General features: G+C 52.4%; 25 protein-coding genes. 5 read left to right on the top strand and 20 right to left on the bottom strand.

The features are described from left to right. Positions 1 to 9 precede the first annotated feature (9 nt). The 4 genes from pstA to rluF form a co-directional block, all read right to left on the bottom strand. The gene (gene pstA, locus O1V65_RS18845) at positions 10 to 897 is read right to left on the bottom strand and encodes a phosphate ABC transporter permease PstA (RefSeq protein ID WP_017490419.1); all 888 of its coding nucleotides are present in this window, start codon (positions 895 to 897) and stop codon (positions 10 to 12) included. Between the two features lies 1 nt (position 898). Then, positions 899 to 1855, bottom strand: coding sequence for a phosphate ABC transporter permease PstC (gene pstC, locus O1V65_RS18840; RefSeq protein WP_017490420.1), 957 nt, complete (start codon positions 1853 to 1855; stop codon positions 899 to 901). 148 nt (positions 1856 to 2003) lie between these two features. Beyond that, positions 2004 to 3044, bottom strand: coding sequence for a phosphate ABC transporter substrate-binding protein PstS (gene pstS / locus O1V65_RS18835; RefSeq protein ID WP_017490421.1), 1041 nt, complete (start codon positions 3042 to 3044; stop codon positions 2004 to 2006). 219 nt (positions 3045 to 3263) lie between these two features. Beyond that, positions 3264 to 4154 (bottom strand): 23S rRNA pseudouridine(2604) synthase RluF, encoded by an 891-nt coding sequence (rluF, locus tag O1V65_RS18830; protein WP_376783542.1) that lies wholly within the window; start codon positions 4152 to 4154, stop codon positions 3264 to 3266. A 200-nt stretch (positions 4155 to 4354) separates the two neighbouring features. Between rluF and O1V65_RS18825 the strand changes: the two genes are divergently transcribed. Genes O1V65_RS18825 through O1V65_RS18810 form a run of 4 tightly spaced genes read left to right on the top strand, consistent with a single transcriptional unit; the run spans position 4355 to position 7419 of the window. After that, on the top strand, positions 4355 to 4918 hold the full coding sequence (locus O1V65_RS18825; RefSeq protein ID WP_026110332.1) for a peroxiredoxin: 564 nt from the start codon (positions 4355 to 4357) through the stop codon (positions 4916 to 4918). Between the two features lie 24 nt (positions 4919 to 4942). Continuing rightward, the gene (locus tag O1V65_RS18820; RefSeq protein WP_084913172.1) at positions 4943 to 6181 is read left to right on the top strand and encodes a protein-disulfide reductase DsbD family protein; all 1239 of its coding nucleotides are present in this window, start codon (positions 4943 to 4945) and stop codon (positions 6179 to 6181) included. Positions 6182 to 6239: 58 nt separating this feature from the next. After that, a complete protein-coding gene (locus O1V65_RS18815) occupies positions 6240 to 6806 on the top strand; it encodes a sigma-70 family RNA polymerase sigma factor (protein WP_084913171.1) in 567 nt (188 codons plus the stop codon). Next, the gene (locus O1V65_RS18810) at positions 6793 to 7419 is read left to right on the top strand and encodes an NrsF family protein (RefSeq protein ID WP_084913170.1); all 627 of its coding nucleotides are present in this window, start codon (positions 6793 to 6795) and stop codon (positions 7417 to 7419) included. Before O1V65_RS18815 ends, O1V65_RS18810 begins: the two co-directional genes overlap by 14 nt. Here O1V65_RS18810 and O1V65_RS18805 read toward each other — a convergent pair. The 3 genes from O1V65_RS18805 to glmU all read right to left on the bottom strand — a co-directional run bounded on the left by O1V65_RS18805 (position 7416) and on the right by glmU (position 11915). Then, positions 7416 to 8363 (bottom strand): WaaS/CpsH family glycosyltransferase, encoded by a 948-nt coding sequence (locus O1V65_RS18805; protein ID WP_017490427.1) that lies wholly within the window; start codon positions 8361 to 8363, stop codon positions 7416 to 7418. The genes O1V65_RS18810 and O1V65_RS18805 overlap by 4 nt on opposite strands. 117 nt (positions 8364 to 8480) lie before the next feature. Beyond that, complete coding sequence (glmS, locus tag O1V65_RS18800) at positions 8481 to 10310, bottom strand: glutamine--fructose-6-phosphate transaminase (isomerizing) (protein WP_017490428.1); 1830 nt, start codon at positions 10308 to 10310, stop codon at positions 8481 to 8483. A gap of 231 nt (positions 10311 to 10541) precedes the next feature. After that, entirely contained in the window at positions 10542 to 11915 is a 1374-nt protein-coding gene (gene glmU / locus O1V65_RS18795) for a bifunctional UDP-N-acetylglucosamine diphosphorylase/glucosamine-1-phosphate N-acetyltransferase GlmU (RefSeq protein WP_269129935.1), read from the bottom strand. Between the two features lie 21 nt (positions 11916 to 11936). Between glmU and O1V65_RS18790 the strand changes: the two genes are divergently transcribed. Continuing rightward, complete coding sequence (locus O1V65_RS18790; protein ID WP_139802846.1) at positions 11937 to 12221, top strand: hypothetical protein; 285 nt, start codon at positions 11937 to 11939, stop codon at positions 12219 to 12221. Here O1V65_RS18790 and O1V65_RS18785 read toward each other — a convergent pair. From O1V65_RS18785 to asnC, 13 genes are all read right to left on the bottom strand, one after another. Next, on the bottom strand, positions 12215 to 12640 hold the full coding sequence (locus O1V65_RS18785) for a F0F1 ATP synthase subunit epsilon (protein ID WP_017490431.1): 426 nt from the start codon (positions 12638 to 12640) through the stop codon (positions 12215 to 12217). The genes O1V65_RS18790 and O1V65_RS18785 overlap by 7 nt on opposite strands. Positions 12641 to 12692: 52 nt before the next feature. Next, positions 12693 to 14075, bottom strand: coding sequence for a F0F1 ATP synthase subunit beta (gene atpD, locus O1V65_RS18780; protein ID WP_017490432.1), 1383 nt, complete (start codon positions 14073 to 14075; stop codon positions 12693 to 12695). A gap of 32 nt (positions 14076 to 14107) precedes the next feature. After that, positions 14108 to 14974, bottom strand: a complete 867-nt coding sequence (gene atpG / locus O1V65_RS18775; protein WP_017490433.1) for a F0F1 ATP synthase subunit gamma — start codon at positions 14972 to 14974, stop codon at positions 14108 to 14110. 57 nt (positions 14975 to 15031) lie between these two features. Beyond that, positions 15032 to 16573: a F0F1 ATP synthase subunit alpha gene (gene atpA / locus O1V65_RS18770; protein ID WP_017490434.1), complete on the bottom strand. Its 1542-nt coding sequence runs from the start codon at positions 16571 to 16573 to the stop codon at positions 15032 to 15034. A 12-nt stretch (positions 16574 to 16585) separates the two neighbouring features. Continuing rightward, complete coding sequence (gene atpH, locus O1V65_RS18765; protein ID WP_017490435.1) at positions 16586 to 17119, bottom strand: F0F1 ATP synthase subunit delta; 534 nt, start codon at positions 17117 to 17119, stop codon at positions 16586 to 16588. Positions 17120 to 17133: 14 nt separating this feature from the next. After that, a complete protein-coding gene (atpF, locus tag O1V65_RS18760) occupies positions 17134 to 17604 on the bottom strand; it encodes a F0F1 ATP synthase subunit B (RefSeq protein ID WP_017490436.1) in 471 nt (156 codons plus the stop codon). A 65-nt stretch (positions 17605 to 17669) separates the two neighbouring features. Continuing rightward, positions 17670 to 17909 (bottom strand): F0F1 ATP synthase subunit C, encoded by a 240-nt coding sequence (atpE, locus tag O1V65_RS18755; protein ID WP_004093904.1) that lies wholly within the window; start codon positions 17907 to 17909, stop codon positions 17670 to 17672. A gap of 50 nt (positions 17910 to 17959) precedes the next feature. Then, entirely contained in the window at positions 17960 to 18742 is a 783-nt protein-coding gene (gene atpB / locus O1V65_RS18750; RefSeq protein ID WP_017490437.1) for a F0F1 ATP synthase subunit A, read from the bottom strand. A 42-nt stretch (positions 18743 to 18784) separates the two neighbouring features. Then, positions 18785 to 19177, bottom strand: coding sequence for a F0F1 ATP synthase subunit I (gene atpI, locus O1V65_RS18745; protein ID WP_017490438.1), 393 nt, complete (start codon positions 19175 to 19177; stop codon positions 18785 to 18787). 641 nt (positions 19178 to 19818) lie between these two features. Continuing rightward, on the bottom strand, positions 19819 to 20439 hold the full coding sequence (gene rsmG, locus O1V65_RS18740) for a 16S rRNA (guanine(527)-N(7))-methyltransferase RsmG (RefSeq protein WP_017490440.1): 621 nt from the start codon (positions 20437 to 20439) through the stop codon (positions 19819 to 19821). 68 nt (positions 20440 to 20507) lie between these two features. Beyond that, positions 20508 to 22397 (bottom strand): tRNA uridine-5-carboxymethylaminomethyl(34) synthesis enzyme MnmG, encoded by a 1890-nt coding sequence (gene mnmG / locus O1V65_RS18735; protein WP_017490441.1) that lies wholly within the window; start codon positions 22395 to 22397, stop codon positions 20508 to 20510. Positions 22398 to 22772: 375 nt separating this feature from the next. Beyond that, the gene (gene mioC / locus O1V65_RS18730; protein ID WP_017490442.1) at positions 22773 to 23216 is read right to left on the bottom strand and encodes an FMN-binding protein MioC; all 444 of its coding nucleotides are present in this window, start codon (positions 23214 to 23216) and stop codon (positions 22773 to 22775) included. An 89-nt stretch (positions 23217 to 23305) separates the two neighbouring features. Next, positions 23306 to 23767, bottom strand: coding sequence for a transcriptional regulator AsnC (gene asnC, locus O1V65_RS18725; protein ID WP_084913168.1), 462 nt, complete (start codon positions 23765 to 23767; stop codon positions 23306 to 23308). Between the last annotated feature and the right edge of the window lie 4 nt (positions 23768 to 23771).

Genomic DNA, 23771 nt, shown 5'->3' with positions numbered 1-23771 from the left:
TTTTTGTAATCACTGCTTTTTCTTGGCGAAAATCACGCGAGCAATGATATTCAGCAGCAGTACGCACACAGTAATCAGCAAAACGCCGGCCCAGGCCATTTGCTGCCATTGCACAAACGGGCTCATGGCGAATTTAAATATGGTGACCGGGAGGTTGGCGATAGGCTGCATCAGGTCCGTGCTCCAGAACTGGTTGGAGAGCGACGTGAACAGCAGCGGCGCGGTTTCACCGGCGATACGCGCAACGGCCAGCAGCACACCGGTGATAATCCCCGATACCGACGCCTTAAGCGTAATCGCAGAAATCATCTTCCATTTCGGGGTACCCAGCGCATAGGCCGCCTCACGCAGGCTGTCCGGCACCAGTTTGAGCATGTTTTCCGTGGTGCGGATAACGATAGGAATCTGCAACAACGCCAGCGCGACAATGCCCGCCCAGCCGGAGAAGTGTCCCATTTTTGCAACCACGATGGTGTAAACAAACAGACCTACGACGATAGAGGGTGCCGACAGCAGGATATCGTTGATGAAGCGAATAACCTCGGCCAACGCGGATTTACGTCCGTATTCGGCCAGATACACCCCTGCCATAATGCCCAGCGGCGTACCGATAACGGTAGACCATAGAATCAACAGGCCGCTGCCCGCGATGGCATTTGCCAGGCCACCGCCGTCGGTGTTGGGCGGCGGAGTATTTTGGGTAAACAGCGCCAGCGACATGCCGTCGATGCCTTTGGTCACCGTAGTAAACAGGATCCACACCAGCCAGAACAGGCCGAAAACCATGGTCGCCATCGACAGCAGCAGCGCGATACGGTTCTTGGTTCTGCGCCATGCCTGACGCTTACGGCGTGATTCAAACAACGCTGCGTTGCTTTGCATTTCGAGAGTTGCCATCTTAACGTCCCTCATTCTTGGCCAGACGCAGAATCATCAGCTTGGAAAGCGCCAACACGATAAAGGTGATGACAAACAGAATCAGGCCAAGCTCCATCAGCGCCGAGGTATGCAGGCCGGAAGACGCTTCGGCAAACTCGTTCGCCAGCGCCGAGGTAATACTGTTGCCCGGCATGTATAGCGAGGCACTGTCGAGCTGGTAGGTGTTACCGATGATAAAGGTTACCGCCATCGTCTCACCTAGCGCACGCCCCAGACCGAGCATAATGCCACCGATGACGCCGTTCTTAGTAAACGGCAGAACGATGCGCCAGATAACTTCCCAGGTGGTACAGCCGATGCCGTAGGCCGACTCTTTCATCATCACCGGCGTCTGCTCAAACACGTCACGCATAACGGAAGCGATGTAAGGGATAATCATGATGGCAAGGATAACGCCCGCCGCCAGAATACCAATACCAAATCCCGGGCCGGCAAACAGCGCGCCAACAATAGGAATACCGGAAAGCACATCACCGACCGGCTGCTGGAAGTAGGTCGCAAACAAAGGTGCGAAGACGAACAGGCCCCACATGCCGTAAACGATACTCGGGATAGCGGCCAGCAGTTCGATGGCGATACCCAGTGGACGTTTGAGCCAGTTAGGTGCCAGTTCGGTCAGAAACAGCGAGATACCAAAGCTGACGGGAACGGCAATCAACAGCGCAATAATCGAGGTCACGATCGTTCCGTAAATCGGAACCAGTGCGCCGAACTGCTCGTTGGGAACGTCCCAGGTTTTATTCCACAGGAAAGAGAAACCAAACTTTTCCATGCTAGGCAGGGAAGAAATAAACAGCGAAACGATGATACCGCCGAGCAGCAACAGCGTAATCAGCGCAGCCAGTTTTACCAGCGCGCCGAAGATAATGTCACCGTTTTTGCTTGGTGCTTTGAAGGACGGCGTTTTTTCAGCCATAACACTCTCTTCTTATTCAGATTTATTTCTCTTTCGACAAGGGGTTATCGGCAGAGAATGAGACAGAAGACCGGTACTTTATATCACCTGCTATCTCAAACCAAAGTAATTGGCGCCGTAGCGGGGCTACGGCGCCAGAAACAGAGGCTTAGTAGAGGGATTTACCGCTGCTGTCTTTAACGTTGGTCTTCCACGCTGTCTGGATTTGAGAAATAACAGACTGCGGCAGGGAGGCGTAATCCAGACCGGTCGTCAGCTTGTCACCATTTTTATAGGCCCAGTCGAAGAACTTCAGAACTTCTGCGCCCTTGGTGGCATCCTGCTGCTGCTTGTAGACCAGAATGAAGGTGGTAGAAGAGATTGGCCATGCGTTGTCACCCTTCTGGAAGGTCAAGTCCTGAGCAAAGGTCTTGCTCCAGTCTGCGCCTTTCGCCGCTGCGCTGAACGACTCTTCAGAAGGGGAAATTGCCTTGCCGCTCGCATCCACCAGCTTGGTGTAAGTCAGGTTGTTCTGTTTGGCGTAAGCGTATTCAACGTAGCCAATTGAGCCAGGCAGACGCTGTACAAACGCGGCTACGCCGTCGTTACCTTTGCCGCCCAGGCCGGTTGGCCAGTTAACGGTGGTGCCTACGCCAATCTCTTTTTTCCAGTCGGCGTTAGCTTTGGACAGGTAGCTGGTGAACACGAAAGAGGTGCCTGAACCGTCTGCACGACGAACGACAGCGATATTGGTATCAGGCAGTTTCACGCCTGGGTTCAGCTTAGTGATTTCCGGATCGTTCCACTTCTTGATTTTACCCAGATAGATGTCACCCAGCGATTTACCGTCCAGCGTCAACTCACCGGATTTAATGCCCGGGATGTTAACGGCCAGCACAACGCCACCGATCACGGTTGGGAACTGGAACAGACCGTTTTTCTCGAGGTCAGCGTCGCTCATTGGCGCGTCTGATGCACCGAAGTCTACGGTTTTAGCGATGATCTGCTTGATGCCACCTGAAGAACCGATGCCCTGATAGTTAACCTGAGCGCCCGTTGCTTTTTGATAGGAGTCAGCCCATTTTGCATAAACTGGCGCCGGGAATGTACCGCCTGCACCGGTCAGATTAGTTGCTGAGAATGCAGACATTGCTGTTAAAGAAAAAGTCGCTGCCACAATACCGGCGACGGTGGTACGCATCAGTTTCATGTTCCACTCCTGGTGGTTATTATTTGATTCGACTCATGTCGAAGCTGAGTAAAGTGTTTAGCACAGGAGCAAAATAGGACAGTTTGGTGACAGTAAAATGTAGGTTATATGACAGTTTTGTGACAGAGGGCAAATTATGGGCGGTATCAGGCGGGTATTGGTTTAAAACCGTCTAATCATGCAGATTAGACGGTTTTAACGGCTAAAAATCATGCAGGCTTATCGGCCTTTCTTTTTACGACCGGGTTGAACAAAACGCTTACGGGAGGCACCATTTCCGTCTGATTTTTCAGCAGTTTTGGGTCCATTTTTTGGCCCGTTCACCGAAGGTTTCTTAACCGCCGCCGCTTTTGATGGCGCTTTTTTCGCCGGCTTGTTGTCCTCGGAAGAGGAGTTTTCAATCAGTTTGAACAACTCGATAAGCTCGTCGTCCGTTAAATCACGCCATTCACCCAGCGGTAACCCTTTCAGATTGACGTTCATGATGCGGGTACGCTCGAGTTTGGTGACTTCAAAACCAAAGTGTTTACACATGCGGCGAATCTGGCGATTAAGGCCCTGCACCAGCGTGATACGAAACACGAAAGGCGCTTCTCTCTTCACTTTGCACTTTTTGGTCACGGTGCCAAGCATCGGCACACCGGCGCTCATGCCCTGAATGAATTCGTCGGTCACCGGTTTGTTCACGGTTACCACGTACTCTTTTTCGTGGTTGTTGCCGGCGCGGAGGATCTTGTTGACCAGATCGCCATGGTTGGTCAGGAAAATCAGCCCCTGAGAGTCCTTATCCAGACGACCTATTGGGAAGACGCGCTTGCTGTGGTTAACGAAATCACTAATGTTATCCCGCTCGCCCTCTTCCATGGTAGTGATGATGCCAACCGGCTTGTTCAGCGCAATCAGCACCAGATCTTCTTCATCACGCGGCTCGATAAGCTGACCGTTAACTTTGACGACGTCCCCGGCGAAAACCTGATCGCCCACGGCAGCGCGTTTGCCGTTGATGAAAACGTTGCCCTGCTCGACGTAACGATCGGCATCGCGACGAGAACAGATGCCGCTCTCGCTAATGTATTTGTTAAGACGAATAGATGAGCTGGTCAACTTGATACCTTCGTAAAAAAAAGCGGACTATACCTTATCCACGTTGGGTTGCGAAGCCTGTCGCGGCCGAATTGTGCAGAGCGGCATATTGATTGGAAAATCTTTTAAAAAATATTTTTCCCGACCGCAACCTTTCCTTTTCGACCAGCGAACCTATGGTTAAGGTCATCAGGCGCGAACGCCTGCCTCACAATGGAGAAAATATAATGCGTATGAAAAGTACCTTTAGCACGTTGGCTGTCGCTGCGGTTCTTGGACTGTCCCTCCCCGTGACTTCCGCATTTGCCGCCCTGCAGGTAGGTGAGAAAGCCCCTGACTTCAAGCTTAGTGCCGCGCTGGCCGGTAAGCCAACCACCTTCTCGTTGCAGCAGGCACTGAAGAAAGGGCCTGTGGTTCTGTACTTCTTCCCGGCCGCCTTCACCGCAGGCTGTACACTGGAAGCACACGACTTCGCCGAAGCCACCGCTGACTTCGCCAAACAGGGTGCCACGGTGATTGGTGTAACTGCCGGTAACACTGAGCAGATTGCCAAATTCTCCCAGCTGGAATGCCGCGACAAATTCACCGTCGCCGCCGATCCAGGGGCGAAAGTGGCCGCAGAATACAAGAACACCATGAATATATTGGGCAAAACGCTGTCTGACCGCACCTCTTATGTGATTGCGCCAGACGGTAAAATCCTGCTGAGTTACACCGATAAAAACCCGGACGCGCACATTCAGAAAGCGCTCGACGCAGTTAAAAAATATCGTCAGGCCAATCCGGCTTAACTTTCAGACTTAAGTGGGTTCATTATGCTGACTGCCCTCGCCGCCGCCTTCCTGGGTGGCATTATTCTCAACCTAATGCCGTGCGTGTTCCCGGTTATCTCGCTCAAAGCGCTGAGCCTGATTCGCCACCACGATAAACCCGCACAGGCCAGAGCTGAAGGTTTGGCGTTCCTGTTCGGCGTGGTCGTCACCATGTTCGCACTGGCGGGCGTGCTGTTGCTGGCCCGTTCCGGCGGTGCGGCAGTCGGCTGGGGATTCCAGCTCCAGTCGCCGCTGGTGATTGCGCTGTTGGTGTTGGTGATGCTGGCGTCGGCGCTGAACCTGTTCGGGCTGTTTGAAGTCGGACTCTCGGTCCAAAAGGTGGGTGAGGTGGGCGGTGGGCGCGGCGGTCTGACCGGTTCTGCGCTGACCGGCGCGCTGGCAATTATTGTCGCGACGCCGTGCAGCGCGCCGTTTATGGCCAGCGCTATCGGCTATGCGTTAACGCAGCCGCCGAGGGTCAGCCTGGTTATCTTTATCGCACTGGCCCTTGGCTTCGCGGCACCTTTTACCCTTATCTCTTTCTTCCCGGTGCTGGCACGAATATTACCTGCGCCCGGCGCCTGGATGGTGACGCTGAAACACGGCCTGGCGTTTCCGATGCTCGGTGCCGTCGCCTGGCTCATCTGGGTGCTGGAGCGTCAGGCCGGCTCGATAGCGCTGGCTGCTATTCTGGCCTGCTGTATCCTGCTCAGTTTTGCAGCCTGGCTGTATGGCATGGCTCAGAAGCGCAGAATGATGGGAAAACGCCACTGGGCGCTGCACATCGCCACCGCCGTCTTCCTTTTGTTAGTGGTGCCGCCGCTGGCTAATCTGAAAACATCGTCCGGTCCGCTAGACTCGGCAGAGGCCTCACAGGCGGCCGCCGCGGTGGCATGGTCACCGCAAAACGTCGATGCGATAAAAGGACAGGGCAAACCCATTTTTGTCGATTTCACCGCCTCATGGTGTATCACCTGCCAGGTGAATGAACGCACCTCGCTGTCGACTCAGGCGGTCAAAGCCGCGATGGCACGCACCAATACTATTTATATGATCGCAGATTCGACCAAGTACAATCCAGACGTCGAACAAGCGCTCAGTGATTTTGGCCGCGGCGGCCTACCGCTTTACGTGGTCTATCCGGCGGACGGCGGCAAACCCGTCATTCTGCCTCAGGTGCTGACACCAGGGATTGTCATCACCGCGCTCGATAACGCAGCAGAAAGCGGTAAAAAAACGTGAACACATTGATGAGTGAACGCCATCCAGATGCACCGCCCCCATGAAATAAACGCAGGCAATGGCGGAAACTGACGTCCGCGCGCTGAAGTGGCCTGCTCTAATGGCTCGCGCTCAGTCGGGCGACAGAGCGGCCTACAACCAGCTATTGAAAGAGATGGTTCCTGCCATCCGAGGTTTTGTGCGCAAAAAAATCCGTGATGAAGCCCTGGTGGAAGACGTGATTCAAGAAGCGCTGCTGGCAATTCATCGTGTGCGCCATACCTATGATCCACAGCGGCCTATCCTGCCCTGGGTTGCCGCCATAGCTTCGGCGCGGGCGATTGATGCACTGCGCCAGCGAGGACGTCGACAGGAAGTGCAGGATGAAGACGCGCTGCTGCATTACCCGGCTGTACGAGAAGGTTCGGACGCCAATGGACGGGAGGAGCACGAAGAATTAACCGGCTATTTAGGCAGTCTGCCGCCGCGTCAGCGCGAGATGGTGGAGTTTGTGCACCTGCGCGAACAGAGCCTCGCGCAGACGGCCGCAGAAAGTAATCTCTCCGTCTCGGCGGTCAAGTCTCTATTGCATCGCGCGATGCTCAACCTTCGTCAATATGGGAACGGTAATCGTGAGAAATCATGACCTGTTGATCGACAAACTCAGCGACACGGCAAAGCCGGTGAAACGCGTCTGGCCTACCCGCTGGCGCGTCGCCGCCTGGATTATTGCCGTGCTGCCCTGCGGTACGCTCACCAGCTGGGCACTGCACAATAGATTTACCGACTGGTCACAGGCGGGCGCCGTTCCGGCGCTGGTCGCGCTGCTGCTGTCTTTTATCATCGGAGCCAGCGCCATGGCCGCCGCCTTTACTCTCAGCATCGCCGGGCGTCAGCCACTGAGGCTAAAATGGGCAGCGCTGCTCGCCGTGCTCTGGCTGGGGGTCAATCTGCTCAACATGTCCCCCTCCAGCACGTTAAAAGTGGGCGAAGGCGTGCACTGTTATCTGTTTATGCTGCTGGCCAGCCTGCCGATGATCGTTATCTCGATAGCCAGCCTGCACCGCACGCGTTCGCTTTACCCCGGTAAAACGCTGGCCCTGGCGGGGTGCGGGATCGCCTTCATGTGCTCAATGCTGCTGTCGCTGTGCCACGAGGTCCATCTTCACCGGTTTGACTTCGCTATGCATCTCACGGCGGGTTTGAGCATCATCATTCTCACCGTGCTTGCGGGCCGCAGGTGGGTCAGACTGAGTTAATGCGCGAGTGCGGCATCCCCCAGAGATTCGGTGATGGTGTTTAGCATATTGTCCGGGCTGTATTTATAGAGCAGGTCAGGGTCCAGCGGCACCGGGTTACCGGCTAAAAATGCCGAGATTTCCTGCCACTCTCTACTACCCAGAATAAAAACACGCTCAGGAGAATAAAACTCGGAATGGGCTAGCTCGGCGTTATTGGTGATCACTTTCTTGTTAAGGAAAATGGCCTCCAGTATGCGCAGCGTAAAACCGGTTTGTCCCTGCTGAACAATATCGACCACCACATCCGACATCACCGTTTTTAAGAAACTGTAGGAATACTCAAACTCCTGATCGACGTAATAAGGGGATTCACCCTGTGAGGTCTTGTCTTTAACAATTGAAAAGTCGATTTCGCACCCTGCCTTTTCTAAACGCTCAGCCAGCTGGGTGAGATAGGCTATGCGACCCTTATCGCGTCCGAGGAAGAAACATCTTGGCTGCCGGGCTTCTAATTTAAACGCATCATAGGTTTTGGCCTCTTTGTAGCCCACGGGAAGAAACTGCGGGAGATAGTCAACGCCCAGTTCCAGGGACCTACCCTCTTCAAAAGTATAAATTTTATCAAATAACGAGGCGGCACTGTCTACGAATTCGCGAGAAACCGGGTTGCGTAACAAGAGGATTTTTTTGCAATCCAGGTGCTTAATGACGTCCTTGTTAACCCCAAAGAAAATATTGCTGTCATGTGTAATAAGCAGGTCATCGCTTTTGATGTCATTTAATTTTTTAGCAATGTGGGATTTAGCAATCCGCGAGGACGTAAGGCCTAAAAATTTAAATTTCTGATGTAGTCTATGGATCTTTCTTGGTGTAAAAACGTTTTTAACTCCATAGTTTTTAACCAAATAACGAACCATCGTTTGTTCGTAACTCGTTGACCAGTTGAAAAAATAAACGTTCATATTATCCCTGACTAAAAATTATAAATTCTTATTCCAGCGATTTTTAAGGAGCGCAGTCATAAAAAAGTCCGGCACGCTGCGAGAGCATAACCGGACTTTTTACTGACCGAGGGCCTGTTACTCTACGGTAACGGATTTCGCCAGGTTACGCGGCTGATCGACATCCGTGCCTTTGATAAGCGCGACATGATACGACAGCAACTGTAGCGGAACGGTGTAAAAAATCGGGGCCACAATCTCTTCAACGTGCGGCAGCTGAATGATCTTCATACCCTCGCTATCGGTGAAACCGGCGTCCTGATCGGCGAACACGTACAGCTGACCGCCGCGTGCGCGCACTTCTTCGATATTGGACTTCAGTTTTTCCAGAAGTTCATTATTTGGTGCAACCACGATGACCGGCATATCGGCATCGATCAGCGCCAGCGGTCCGTGCTTCAGTTCACCGGCGGCATAGGCTTCTGCGTGAATGTAGGAAACTTCCTTCAGCTTCAGCGCACCTTCCATCGCTATCGGATACTGATCGCCGCGACCGAGGAACAGCGCATGGTGCTTGTCTGAGAATCCTTCGGCCAGCGATTCAATGGTTTTATCCAGCGACAGCATCTGTTCAATGCGCGCAGGAAGCGCCTGCAGCCCGTGAACGATTTCATGCTCAACCTGCTCGCTCATGCCTTTCAAACGGCCAACGCGCGCCACCAGCATCAGCAGAACGGTCAGCTGAGTGGTGAAAGCCTTGGTCGATGCCACGCCGATTTCCGTGCCAGCCTTAGTCATCAGCGCGAGGTCAGATTCACGCACCAGTGAAGAACCGGCTACGTTACACACGGCCAGCGACCCTAAATAGCCCAGCTCTTTGGAAAGACGCAGCGCTGCCAGCGTATCCGCAGTTTCACCCGACTGAGACAGCGTGATGATGAGGCTGCCTGGGCGGACGGCGGATTTACGATAGCGGAATTCGGAGGCTATCTCGACGTCGCACGGCACACCGGCCAGAGCTTCGAACCAGTAGCGCGCGACCATACCCGAGTGATAGGACGTCCCGCAGGCAATAATCTGCACGTGCTGCACTTTAGCCAGCAGCGCGTCGGCGTCAGGACCCAGTTCGCTCAGGTTGATCTGGCCGTGGTTAAAACGCCCTTCGAGGGTGTTTTTAATCGCCTGCGGCTGTTCGTAGATCTCTTTTTGCATGTAGTGACGGTACGCGCCTTTATCGCCAGCGTCGTACTGCACCTTAGATTCAATTTCTGGGCGCTCAACCGCCTTGCCGTGTTTGTCGAACACATTGACTTCACGGCGTTTGATTTCGGCCACGTCACCTTCTTCAAGGAACATGAAACGACGAGTCACGGGCAGCAGCGCCAGCTGGTCGGAAGCGATAAAGTTTTCACCCACACCACGACCAATCACCAGCGGACTGCCAGAGCGTGCGGCCACCAGCACCGAGGGATCGCGCTGGTCCATCACCACGGTGCCGTAAGCGCCACGCAGTTGAGGAATGACGCGAAGTACGGCTTCGAGCAGCGTACCGCCCTGCAGCAGTTCCCAGTGCACCAGGTGCGCGATAACTTCGGTATCGGTCTGAGACTCGAAACGGTAACCACGCTCGATCAGCAGAACGCGCAGCGGCTCAAAGTTTTCGATAATACCGTTATGCACCACGGCGATGTAGTCAGACACGTGCGGGTGGGCATTTGCCTCGGACGGTTCGCCGTGCGTTGCCCAACGGGTGTGGGCAATACCGGTGCCGCCGTGCAGCGGATGCGCGTCCAGTGCGTCTGCCAGCACCTGTACTTTGCCCAGGCGACGCAGGCGTCCCATATGGCCTTCGTTATCCACAACGGCCAGACCGGCAGAGTCATAGCCGCGGTATTCCAGACGGCGTAATCCTTCCAACAGAATTTCAGCAATATCGCGTTGCGCTACTGCGCCAACAATTCCACACATCGGTTTTATTCCTATAGAAGGTCTGTTCACAGACCTTTTTTGATGCCTTAACCTGATTGATATCCGCTACGGTCGTGCCGCGCGGGTTCCCCGAGCCTTGTAGAGAGTTGGGGATTATTATGTTTTGCACTGGCCATGACGTGGCGACGAACAGTGCAAAACACAATTGTAAGCCTCAATAAATCAGGTGCAGCGAACTGCACCCGTTTTATTCTCACTTAAGATTCTAGCTTAAGCCTTTCTTTTCACCGGACGTTTCCAGTCAGGCTTGTGTACCTGAGTGACGCGACTGATAACCAAACCGCCTTCAGGCACATCGCGGGCGAGGGTAGTGCCCGCCGCAATGGTCACGTCGTTGCCAACGCGGACCGGCGCGATAAGCTGGGTATCGGACCCCACGAAGACGTTATCACCAATAATAGTCTGCGACTTGTTCACGCCGTCATAGTTGCAGGTAATGGTGCCTGCGCCAATATTCACGTTATCGCCAATCGTCGCGTCGCCCAAATAGCTGAGGTGACCGGCCTTGGTGCCTGCGCCGAGGCTGGCTTTCTTAATCTCGACGAAGTTGCCGACGTGCGCAGCCTGGCCCAGTTCGGCCCCTGGACGCAAACGTGCGAAAGGACCGACGGTGCAGTCTGCCTGTAAGGTAGCGCCTTCGAACACGCTGTAAGGGCTAATGACACAGTCGTCACCGATGACGCAGTCTTTCAGCACACAGCCTGCGCCAATCACCACGCGGTCCCCCAGCTTGACCCTACCTTCAATGACCACGTTGACGTCAATGCTCACGTCGATACCATGCGACAGCTCGCCGCGCAGATCAAAGCGAGCGGGGTCCATCAGCATCACGCCTTCCAGCAGCAGACGCTCGGCCTGTTCCTGCTGATAAACACGCTCAAGGCGGGAAAGCTGAAGACGATTGTTTACGCCTTCGACCTCACTCAGTCGAGCGGGATGCACGGTGGCAATCTTGTGGCCTTCGGCGTGCGCCATCGCGATGATGTCGGTGATGTAATATTCACCCTGCGCATTGTTGTTCGAGAGTTTGTTCAACCAGCGCTTGAACGAGGCCCCGTTGGCAACCAGAATGCCGGTGTTGATTTCATTGATTTTCAGCTGCTCGGCCGAGGCATCTCTCTGTTCGATGATACCGACGACTTCGCCATTTTCGCGCACGATACGGCCATATCCGGTCGGATCGTCAAGCTTGACGGTCAGCAGACCAATACCGCCCTCGGGCTTCGCGGCCAACAGCTTTTTCAGCGTATCGACGGAGATAAGCGGCACGTCGCCGTAAAGCATCAATACGTCTTCGTCATCGGAGAAATGCAGTGCTGCCTGCTGCATGGCGTGCCCGGTACCCAACTGCTCGGCCTGCAACACCCAGTTCAGCTCGCTGGCTGCGAGGCTCTGCTTGAGCAACTCACCGCCGTGGCCGTAAACCAGGTGAACGTTGTTGGCGCCGACGCGGGTTGCAGCATCGATAACGTGCTGAACCATCGATTTTCCGGCGAGCGGATGCAGTACCTTGGGAAGATTGGAGTACATACGTGTGCCCTTGCCTGCGGCGAGGATCACGACACTTAATGCGCTGTTAGACATAGGCAACCTGACAAATCCAGTTTGATTGATAAAAGTAACCCGTTAGCCGGTCAGATTACTACATATTTTTCAATAAAAACTACCCACAAGCCGCACGGGGCAAGGGTTGAACACTCTGTAAGCGACGCGAAAAGAAACGCCTCAAAACTGTCATCATTAGTAGACAGTATTCCATTGAAACGGCATGAATTGAATGAAGAAGATGCCGAAAAATGGGCTTTTTTAAAGGTAAAAAAAAAGCGACCCGAAGGTCGCTTTTCAATTGGCAGTGCTTTTGTGACTAATGCGGCGTTCGCCGATCAGTAACCCGCTTTCCTGGTCAGTTCGATAACGCGAAGTTTCGCGATCGCTTTAGCCAGTTCTGCCGACGCCTGAGCATAGTCGACGTCGCCGTGAGAACCGTTGATGTGTTCTTCCGCTTTGCGCTTAGCTTCAAGCGCGCGCGCTTCGTCGAGGTCTACCCCACGGATTGCAGTGTCAGCCAACACGGTCGACGCGTTCGGTTGCACCTCAAGGATGCCTCCGGAGAGATAGATATACTCTTCTTCGCCGTGTTCTTTAACAATGCGCACCATGCCAGGCTTGATGGCGGTGAGCAGCGGGGCGTGGCCAGGGAAAATACCCAGCTCACCTTCGCTACCCGTCACCTGGATTTTCTGCACCAGGCCAGAGAACATTCTCTTTTCCGCGCTGACAACATCCAGATGGTAAGTTTTTTCAGCCATGTCACCTTCCTCTCTTAATACTGTAACGATCGTTATCCCCTAAGGGAGAACATTACAGTTTTTTGGCTTTTTCCACGGCTTCTTCGATTGCGCCAACCATGTAGAACGCTTGTTCTGGCAGGTGGTCGTAGTCGCCTTCGATAATGCCTTTGAAACCACGAATGGTGTCTTTCAGCGGTACGAATTTGCCTGGAGCGCCGGTAAATACTTCAGCAACGAAGAATGGCTGTGACAGGAAGCGCTGGATTTTACGCGCGCGAGATACAACCAGCTTGTCTTCTTCAGACAGCTCGTCCATACCCAGAATCGCGATGATATCTTTCAGCTCCTGGTAACGTTGCAGAATAGACTGCACGCCACGCGCCACGTCATAGTGCTCTTGACCTACGACCAGCGGATCAAGCTGACGGCTGGTTGAGTCAAGCGGATCTACCGCTGGGTAGATACCCAGAGAGGCTATCTGACGGCTCAGTACCACGGTCGCATCCAAGTGGGCGAAGGTGGTGGCTGGAGATGGGTCAGTCAAGTCATCCGCAGGAACGTAAACGGCCTGAACAGAGGTGATTGAACCGTCTTTGGTAGAGGTGATACGCTCTTGCAGAGCACCCATCTCTTCCGCCAGCGTTGGCTGATAACCTACCGCTGATGGCATACGGCCCAGAAGTGCAGACACTTCGGTACCGGCCAAGGTGTAACGGTAGATGTTATCGATGAACAGCAGAACGTCACGACCTTCATCACGGAATTTTTCCGCCATGGTCAGGCCAGTCAGTGCTACGCGCAGACGGTTACCCGGTGGCTCGTTCATCTGACCGTAAACCAGTGCAACTTTGTCGATAACGTTGGAGTCAGTCATCTCGTGGTAGAAGTCGTTACCCTCACGAGTACGTTCACCCACGCCTGCAAACACAGAGAAACCTGAGTGCTCAGCCGCGATGTTACGGATAAGCTCCATCATGTTTACAGTTTTACCTACACCAGCACCACCGAACAGGCCGACTTTACCGCCCTTGGCGAACGGACACATCAGGTCCATTACCTTGATACCGGTTTCCAGCAGTTCCTGGGAGTTTGCCAGCTCTTCGTAAGAAGGAGCAGCACGGTGAATACCACGGCGTTCTTCTTCGCCGATTTCACCTTTCATGTCGATTGGTTCACCCAATACGTTCATGATGCGACCCAGAGTCGCAGTACCTACTGGTACTTCGATTGGGTGTTGCAGGTTGTTCACTTTCAGACCGCGACGCAGGCCGTCTGAGGTACCCATTGCGATACAGCGAACAACGCCACCGCCGATCTGTTGCTGAACTTCAAGCACCAGCTTGGAGGTACCGTTTTCTACCTCAAGAGCAGTGTACACTTTCGGTACTGCATCCTGAGGGAACTCGACGTCCACCACGGCGCCGATTACCTGGATAATCTTTCCAGTAGCCATCTTGAATCCTCTACGTAATTCGTAAACCTAGCTTAAACCGCGGAGGCTCCCCCGACGATCTCGGTGAGTTCCTGAGTGATGCTGGCCTGACGAGCTTTGTTGTATACCAACTGCAGCTCTTTGATCAGGCTGCCGCCGTTATCGGTGGCGGCTTTCATCGCTACCATTCGCGCGGCCTGTTCGCTGGCCAGGTTTTCTACGACGCCCTGATAAACCTGAGACTCTACATAGCGACGCAGAAGGGTATCCAACAGCGCTTTAGGGTCTGGCTCATACAGGTAATCCCAGGACTTCTTCGCCAACTCGCCGGTTTCTTCCGCAGGCGGAAGTGGCAGCAGTTGCACGATTCTTGGTTCCTGAGACATGGTATTGACGAATTTGTTGCTAACAATGCACAGCTTGTCTAAACGACCTTCATCGTAGGCTTGCAGCATCACTGCTACCGGACCGATCAGTTCTGACAGGGAAGGGTTATCCCCCATGCCAGTTACTTGGGCAACCACGTTGCCACCCACGGAACCGAAGAAAGATGCGGCTTTTGAACCGATCAGGGCCAAGTCAACCTCGACGCCTTGCTCGCTCAAACCTTTCATCTCTGTCAGCAGTTTCTTGAACAGGTTAGTGTTCAAACCACCACAGAGACCGCGATCGGTAGACACGACCAAATACCCAACGCGCTTAATTTTACGCTCGTCCAGGTATGGGTGCTTATATTCCAGATTGCCTAACGCAAGGTGACCTATCACTTTACGAATGGTATCTGCATAAGGACGGCTGGCCGCCATGCGTTCCTGCGTTTTACGCATTTTGGAGGCGGCGACCATTTCCATCGCTTTAGTGATCTTTTGCGTATTTTGTACGCTACCGATCTTACTACGTATCTCTTTTCCGCCGGCCATCTCTGCTTCTCCTCATTACTAACTGTCCTACCGCGTTAGCAGTAGGACAGTTCAGTATTACCAGGACTGGGTTGCTTTGAAGGTTTCGAGGATAGATTGGAATTTACCCTCGATTTCCTTGTCGTACGCACCAGTTTGGTTGATTTGTTGCATCAGCTCGCCGTGCTCGCGGTCAGCGTAAGCCAACAGCGCAGCTTCGAAGCTACCCACTTTGGACAGCTCAACGTCTTCCAGGAAACCACGTTCTGCAGCGAACAGAATCAGAGACTGCGCAACGATAGACATTGGCGCGTACTGTTTCTGTTTCAGCAGTTCGGTCACTTTCTGACCGTGGTTCAGCTGTTTACGTGTAGCTTCATCCAGGTCGGATGCAAACTGAGAGAACGCAGCCAGTTCACGATACTGTGCCAGAGCGGTACGGATACCACCGGACAGTTTTTTCATGATCTTGGTCTGAGCAGCACCACCAACACGGGATACGGAGATACCCGGGTTGACGGCTGGACGAATACCGGAGTTGAACAGGCTTGATTCCAGGAAGATCTGACCATCGGTAATAGAAATTACGTTGGTCGGAACGAACGCGGAAACGTCGCCAGCTTGAGTCTCGATAATCGGCAGTGCAGTCAGAGAGCCGGTTTTACCTTTCACTTCACCTTTGGTGAATGCTTCAACGTAATCTGCGCTAACGCGAGATGCACGCTCCAGCAAACGGGAGTGGAGGTAGAACACGTCACCTGGGTACGCTTCACGGCCTGGCGGACGACGCAACAGCAGGGAGATCTGACGGTAAGCAACAGCCTGTTTAGACAGGTCATCGTATACGATCAGTGCATCTTCACCGCGGTCACGGAAGTATTCACCCATCGCGCAACCAGAGTATGGTGCCAGGTATTGCAGCGCAGCTGATTCAGATGCAGTTGCAACAACAACGATGGTGTTAGCCAGTGCGCCGTGCTCTTCCAGTTTGCGAACCACGTTGGAAACGGTGGAAGCTTTCTGACCGATAGCGACGTAAATACATTTAATACCGGAATCGCGCTGGTTGATGATGGCATCAATTGCCAGAGCGGTTTTACCGGTTTGACGGTCACCGATTACCAGTTCACGCTGGCCACGACCGATTGGGATCATGGCATCTACTGACTTGTAGCCAGTCTGAACAGGTTCGTCAACGGATTGACGATCGATAACGCCCGGTGCGATAGCTTCTACAGGAGAGAAACCGTCGTTATCAACCGGACCTTTACCATCAATTGGGGCACCCAGGGTGTTAACCACACGGCCCAGCAGGCCACGGCCAACTGGAACTTCCAGGATACGACCCGTACATTTTACTTTCATGCCTTCGGCGAGGTCAGCGTAAGGGCCCATTACAACGGCACCTACGGAGTCGCGCTCCAGGTTCAGGGCGATAGCGTAGCGGTTACCCGGCAGCGCAATCATTTCGCCTTGCATGACTTCGGCCAGGCCGTTCACGCGGATGATCCCGTCAGAGACGGAAACGATAGTACCTTCATTGTGAGCTTCGCTCACCACATTGAACTGAGCAATGCGCTGCTTGATCAGTTCGCTGATTTCGGTGGAATTCAGTTGCATGCTCCAGTCCCCTTAAGACTGCAAGACGTCTGCCAGGCGTTCAAGACGACTGCGAACGCTGCCATCAATCACCATATCACCTGCACGGATTACGATCCCGGCAAGAACAGACTTGTCAATTTTGCAATTCAGCTTAACTTTGCGAGACAAACGTTTTTCCATCGCAGCAGCGATTTTCGCCTGCTGTTCTTCAGACAGAACGTTGGCAGAAGTGACTTCTACTTCAACGGTCGACTCCAGTGCTGCACGCAGTTCGATGAACTGTTCCAGCACTTCAGGAAGAACGCGTAAACGTTTGTTGTCAGCCATAACCTTAATCAGGTTCTGACCCGCTTCGTCGAGTTGTTCACCACATACGCCGATAAACGTTTTAGAAAGAGCTTCAGGCGCTAATGCACCGGTAAGCAATTCTGCAATCTGTTTATCGCGTGTGACTTCAGCCGTGAACGCGAGCATTGACTGCCAGCGATCCAAGCTTTGGTGCTCAACGGCAAAGTCAAAAGCTGCTTTGGCGTAGGGGCGAGCTACCGTAGTAAATTGTGACATCAGCCCCTCCCTCCTTACAGTTCAGCGACCAGTTTATCAACGATGTCGCTGTTAGCAGCTTCATCCACGGAACGTTCGATGATTTTCTCGGCGCCAGCAATGGCCAAAATACCGACTTGTTTACGTAACTCTTCACGAGCACGTTGACGTTCTGCGTCGATCTCTGCCTTCGCTTGCGTCACGATTCTGTTACGTTCCTGCTCAGCTTCAGTTTTAGCTTCGTCGATGATCTGAGTTCTGCGCTTGTTGGCTTGCTCAATGATCACCTGGGCTTCCGCTTTGGCTTTAATCAGTTGGTCGGTCGCATCGGCTTGCGCTAAATCCAGCTCTTTTTTGGCTTGTTCTGCGGAAGATAAACCGTCAGCAATTTCTTTCTGACGCTTTTCGATGGCAGCCATAATTGGCGGCCATACGTACTTCATGCAGAACCAGACAAACAGGACGAACGCGATAGCCTGGCCGAGGATTGTTGCGTTAAGATTCACAGCACAATGCCTCTTTCAAAGTGAATTAGTTGATGTCAGTCGTTTAACTCAGAGCGAACTCTGTGTTAGGCGACAGCAAACATCACGTACAGACCCAGACCAACAGCGATCATCGGGATGGCGTCGACCAGACCCATAACGATAAAGAACTGTGTACGCAGCAGAGGAATCAGGTCAGGCTGACGAGCAGCGCCTTCCAAGAATTTACCACCCAGGATGCCGATACCGATCGCAGCACCGATTGCCGCCAGGCCCATCATCACAGCGGCAGCCATGTACAGCAGATCCATACTCAGGTTTTCCATGACAGTCTCCAGTTTGTTTCAGTTAAAACGCAGTATTGTTGAAAGAAAAATCAGTGTTTTTCAGATGCCATCGACAGATAGACAATCGTCAGAACCATGAAGATAAAGGCTTGCAGTGTAATGATCAGGATGTGGAAAATGGCCCAAGGCACACTTAGAATCCACTGTGACCACCACGGCAGCAGGCCAGCAATAAGGATGAAGATCAACTCACCCGCATACATATTGCCAAACAGTCGCAGACCCAGTGAAACTGGTTTGGACAGCAGGCTGACGCCCTCAAGAATCAGGTTAATCGGAATGAAAACCGGATGATTGAAGGGTTGCATTGTCAGTTCCTTAACGAAACCGCCAACGCCTTTCATCTTAATGCTATAGAAAAGAATCAAAATGAATACGCCAAGAGCCATCGACAACGTAATGTTTACGTCGGCGGTAGGCACAACTCGCAGAGCTGGCAAACCGAGAACATGCTCGCCAATGTATGGCAGCAAGTCGATAGGCAGCAAATCCATCAGGTTCATCAAGAACACCCAGACGAACACAGTCAGTGCGAGAGGCGCGATCACTTTGCTTTTGCCGTGATACATGTCACGCACGCTGCCGTCGACGAAACCAACAACCAGCTCTACAGCCGTTTGCAGTTTACCGGGAACACCACTGGTGGCGTTTTTGGCGACGCGATGGAAAATAACCAAAAAGAGTACCCCGAGGACCACGGAGAAAAACATCGAATCGATGTTAATCGACCAGAATCCCGTCCCAACCTGAAGCTGTGTCAGATGGTGACCGATATACTCTTGTGGAGTAGAGATTTCTCCTGATGCAGACATGATGCCTCTTACCCTTTAGTAGTTAAGTACGGTTATCTACGGTTACGACCGATTAATTACGGCCGGAGCTACTATCTGCGTGATTAGCACAGATAAATAGGCCAAACCCAACGGAGCAAAAGCAGCCTTGAACAGGCCCAGCGCGATAACCAGCAAAGTTATGGTAACCACAACTTTCAGCGCTTCTCCAATGGCAAAAGACCAGGCAACTCGTCCAGAGACCGTTGTTTGCGCCTGTTGGCGCCACGCATACAGCATAAACAGTGCATTAGGTAACCAGGCGGCCATTCCCCCCATAAGAGCAGAAGTCGACCACGACAGGCTTTTAAAACCCAACGCTGCACTGAGAAGGACAAACGTCAATAGCTGCAGTATTAACAGCTTTCTCGCTACTTTCCCGCCGTTCTTATCGTATAAGGAGTAAGACACAGACATGACGTTTATTCTCTCGTACCTAACTGGAGGTATGCTGAATGCCGTATAACACTGCCTTTACCCAAAGGAGTCAAGCAGCAAAAAACGTGCAAATTATACGGGCCACTCAAACGAATTCAATGGATAAGTAGCGAAAAGGTGAACAATTATTTAAATTGACCTTTTTAGAGCTATTTTCATAAGGAAACTATAGCGCTAATTAACTACAAATCGGCTGTCGAGTTATTCCATTAACCGACAAAGAAGCGTGCGCGGGATCACAAAAAACCGTTTTCCACGCCATTTTCTCTGCCGCGTTGGGATTGCTATTATCTAATAGATATTTTAAAAAATCATTAAAAACAGTAGCTTAATTGATTCAGCTTTTCATAAAAAATCAAATCTAAATTAAAAGTTTGCTTTTTATACATACCCACAACAAATAACAACAATTTGATCACAATTCGAATATTGACCACTTAAGACAAATTCAATTTCAAAAGTGATTATTTCGCCTTGGATTAAAGCTAAAACGTCAATCAGCTGATGCTAGTCTGTAAAACACAGGTAAAAAGCGAATAAATGTACAAACTACTTAGCTTGCTTATTTTTACCTTTATTAAACATCTGACTTTTGAAGATTTTATTGACGTAAAACAAACTTAGTTTGCCTTCAAAATCACCAGATGCCTTTCGCCATCCAATTCCGGCACACGCAGTTTTATAATCTCTTGCAGCTGGATACCCTGCGGTAGCGTGGCTAATTCGTCATCAGGACGCAGCCCCTTCAGCGCATAAAAACGGCCCTCCCCTTTCACCGGCAAATGATGGCACCAGGACAACATGTCCTGCAGCGACGCAAACGCACGGCTGATGACACCGTCAAAAGCAGGCTCAGGAATGAACTCCTCCACCCTGCTCTGCACCGGCTCGACGTTTTTCAGGCCAAGCTCGTGCTGTACCTGACGCAGGAAGCGCACGCGCTTTCCCAGGCTATCGAGCAATGTGAAATGAGAGTCTGGACGGATAATCGCCAACGGAATGCCTGGCAGTCCTGGACCGGTTCCCACGTCGATGAAGCGTGAGCCTTCCAGATGCGGGTTCACCACGATGCTATCGAGGATATGACGCACCAGCATTTGCATCGGGTCACGTACCGAGGTGAGATTGTAGGCTTTGTTCCACTTATGCAGTAACTCGACATAGCCAATCAGCTGATGTTTTTGTTGATCGGGTAGCGCTATTCCTGCCGCGGCAAGCAGCGAGTCCAATTTCTTTTGCATGGGTTATCCTTGACGAAATCAAAACCCGCAGGCCCTGTCGCTATGACAGGACCTGCGGCGTGGCCAAATCAGGCGCTGCGACGCAGCAGACCCTGTTTCTTCAGCCAAACGAGAAGTATCGAGATTGCAGCCGGGGTAATACCCGAAATGCGAGTAGCCTGCCCGATCGAGGTTGGGCGATGATCGTTCAGCTTGGCAATAACTTCGTTCGACAGGCCGTTAACCTGACGATAATCCAGTGTTTCAGGCAGCAGCGTGTTTTCGTTACGCTGTTGCTTTTCGATCTCTTCCTGCTGACGCGCGATGTAGCCTTCGTACTTGACCTGAATCTCGACCTGTTCGGCTGCCTGAGGGTCGCTTACCGCTGGAGCAAAGGCTTCAAGACGGGTCAGCAGGTCGTACGTCATCTCTGGGCGACGCAGCAGCTCTTCCGCGCTGGCTTCTTTGGACAATGGCGCAGACAGGTTGGCGTTGATCTCTGCAACCTGTGCGTGATTTGGGTTGACCCAGATCCCGCGCAGGCGTTGGCGCTCAAGCTCAATCATTTCGAGTTTTTCGCTGAAGCGTGCCCAACGTGCGTCATCAACCAGACCCAGTTCGCGGCCTTTTTCGGTCAGGCGCAGGTCGGCGTTGTCTTCGCGCAGCATCAGACGGTATTCGGCACGTGAGGTAAACATGCGGTACGGTTCTTTGGTACCCAGCGTGCACAGGTCGTCGACCAGCACGCCCAGATAGGCCTGGTCACGACGTGGTGCCCAACCTTCCTGTTCGGTCGCGTGGCGTGCCGCATTGAGACCCGCAAGCAGGCCCTGCGCCGCAGCTTCTTCGTAACCGGTCGTGCCGTTGATTTGTCCAGCAAAGAACAGACCTGGGATAAATTTGCTTTCCAGCGTCGGTTTCAAATCACGCGGGTCGAAGAAATCGTACTCGATGGCGTAGCCAGGTCGAACGATAACCGCGTTTTCCATCCCCTGCATTGAACGAACGATCTGCATTTGAACGTCAAACGGCAGGCTGGTGGAGATACCGTTAGGATAAATTTCGTTGCTGGTCAGGCCTTCAGGTTCAAGGAAGATCTGGTGTGCGTTACGATCTGCAAAGCGCATGACTTTGTCTTCGATAGATGGGCAATAGCGTGGGCCGATCCCTTCGATGATCCCGGCATACATCGGGCTGCGATCCAGATTATTGCGGATCACGTCATGCGTTTTTTCGTTAGTGTGCGTGATATAGCAAGGTATTTGGCGTGGATGTTGCGCCGCATTACCCATGAACGAGAACACCGGTGCCACGTCGTCGCCGTGCTGCTGACCAAGTACGCTGAAATCGATGGTACGCGCGTCGATACGCGGCGGAGTCCCGGTTTTCAGGCGATTAACGCGCAAAGGCAGTTCACGCAGACGTTGTGAAAGTGAGATTGCCGGCGGATCGCCAGCACGGCCACCGCTGTAGTTTTCGAGACCGATGTGGATTTTCCCGTCAAGGAAGGTACCCACGGTCAACACCACGGCTTTGGCACGGAATTTAAGGCCCATCTGGGTCACAGCGCCGACCACACGATCGTTTTCGACGATCAGGTCTTCAACAGGCTGCTGGAAGATCATCAGATTAGGCTGGTTTTCAAGCGCGGTACGCACGGCTTGGCGGTAAAGTACGCGGTCTGCCTGAGCACGAGTGGCTCGAACAGCGGGTCCTTTGCTCGCGTTTAGTATCCTAAACTGGATGCCTGCGTGATCGATTGCCGTTGCCATCAAACCACCGAGTGCGTCCACTTCTTTAACCAGATGTCCTTTCCCGATCCCGCCAATGGCAGGGTTACACGACATCTGTCCCAGCGTGTCGATATTATGGGTCAATAACAGAGTTTGACGTCCCATTCTGGCTGAAGCCATGGCCGCTTCAGTGCCTGCATGGCCGCCACCGATGATGATGACGTCAAATTGATCCGGATAAAACATGGTACTGCACCTCGAAGTTCAACGAACGATCGTATTGCGTTGGGAAAACGGATTCTACGCGAGTTTAGAGGTTCCACAAGCCCCAGGGGATCGTCACTAATTAAAAGAAGATCTTTTTATTTAAAGATCTCTTACTACTAACTCTTATTAGGATCGCGATCCTCTGTGTATAAGTCATTATTGTCTATTTAGATCAATATGCTATAGAGGATCTAATGCTGTGAATGATCGGTGATCCTAGCCAGTATAAGCTGGGATCTAAATGGCAAGTTATGCACAGCACCGAAAGCGGTCTAGGGTTGTTAGAGGGATAACTACCGGTTTCACACCGGTTTAAAGCCTAGTTATCCACATCTGATCGCGTAAAATTTACACTTATCTGAGCAAATTAATCCAATTTAGTGCCCAAACCTCAGCCGGATCTTCAGGAATTTCGTGCTGAGTGACGTCGATCTCAAGGCGATCGCCAATTCTTTGAGCACCTAATGCCGTCAGTTTTTGATCCAGAGTACGGATAGCACCACAGAAAGTGTCATATTCACTGCTGCCTAAACCGAGCGCGCCAAAGCGGACATTAGAAAGATCGGGCTGCTGTTCTTCTATTTGCTCAAGAAGAGGCTGAAGATTGTCAGGAAGCTCTCCGGCACCGTGCGTTGAACAGACCACCAGCCAAATACCTTCGGTTGGAAGTTCATACAGCTCAGGTCCGTGGAACAGTTCAGTAGAAAACCCCGCTTCTTTAAGCTTCTCTTCTACATGTTCAGCGACATATTCAGCGCTGCCAAGCGTACTGCCACTGATCAGGGTGATGTCAGACATAAGGCTCTTACCCGAAAAAAGAATGGCTATTGTACGCTGTGAATCAGCTGGGATCTACCTGTGGATAATAAGGTATTAAAATTTATTACTCAGGGCTGGATCGTACGCATGATCGGGTTCTGTAAGGAGATTAAGGTTTCGGTTGACTGAATCTCTTCAATCGTCTGGATCTTGTTGATAAGTACCTGTTGCAGCGCATCTATCGATCGGCACATGACCTTGATGAAAATGCTGTAATGGCCGGTGGTGTAGTAGGCTTCCACCACTTCTTCGAGGCTTTCCAGGCGTTTGAGGGCCGAGGGATAGTCTTTGGCGCTCTTAAGAATAATACCGATAAAACAACATACGTCGTAGCCCAGACGCTTGGGATCGACGTTAACGCGGGTCCCCGTGATGATCCCCGCCTGCTTCATCTTCTCGACGCGAACGTGAATGGTGCCGGGGCTGACGTTGAACGATTTTGCCAGTTCGGCATAGGCTATGCGGGCGTTTTCCATCAACGCGTTGAGTATCCCACGGTCTAGGGCGTCTATCAGATAGGTTTCGGACATCGAT

The organism is Rouxiella badensis (genome assembly GCF_026967515.2).
Lineage (GTDB): Bacteria > Pseudomonadota > Gammaproteobacteria > Enterobacterales > Enterobacteriaceae > Rouxiella > Rouxiella badensis.
This window is presented reverse-complemented; position numbering and strand designations above follow the sequence as displayed.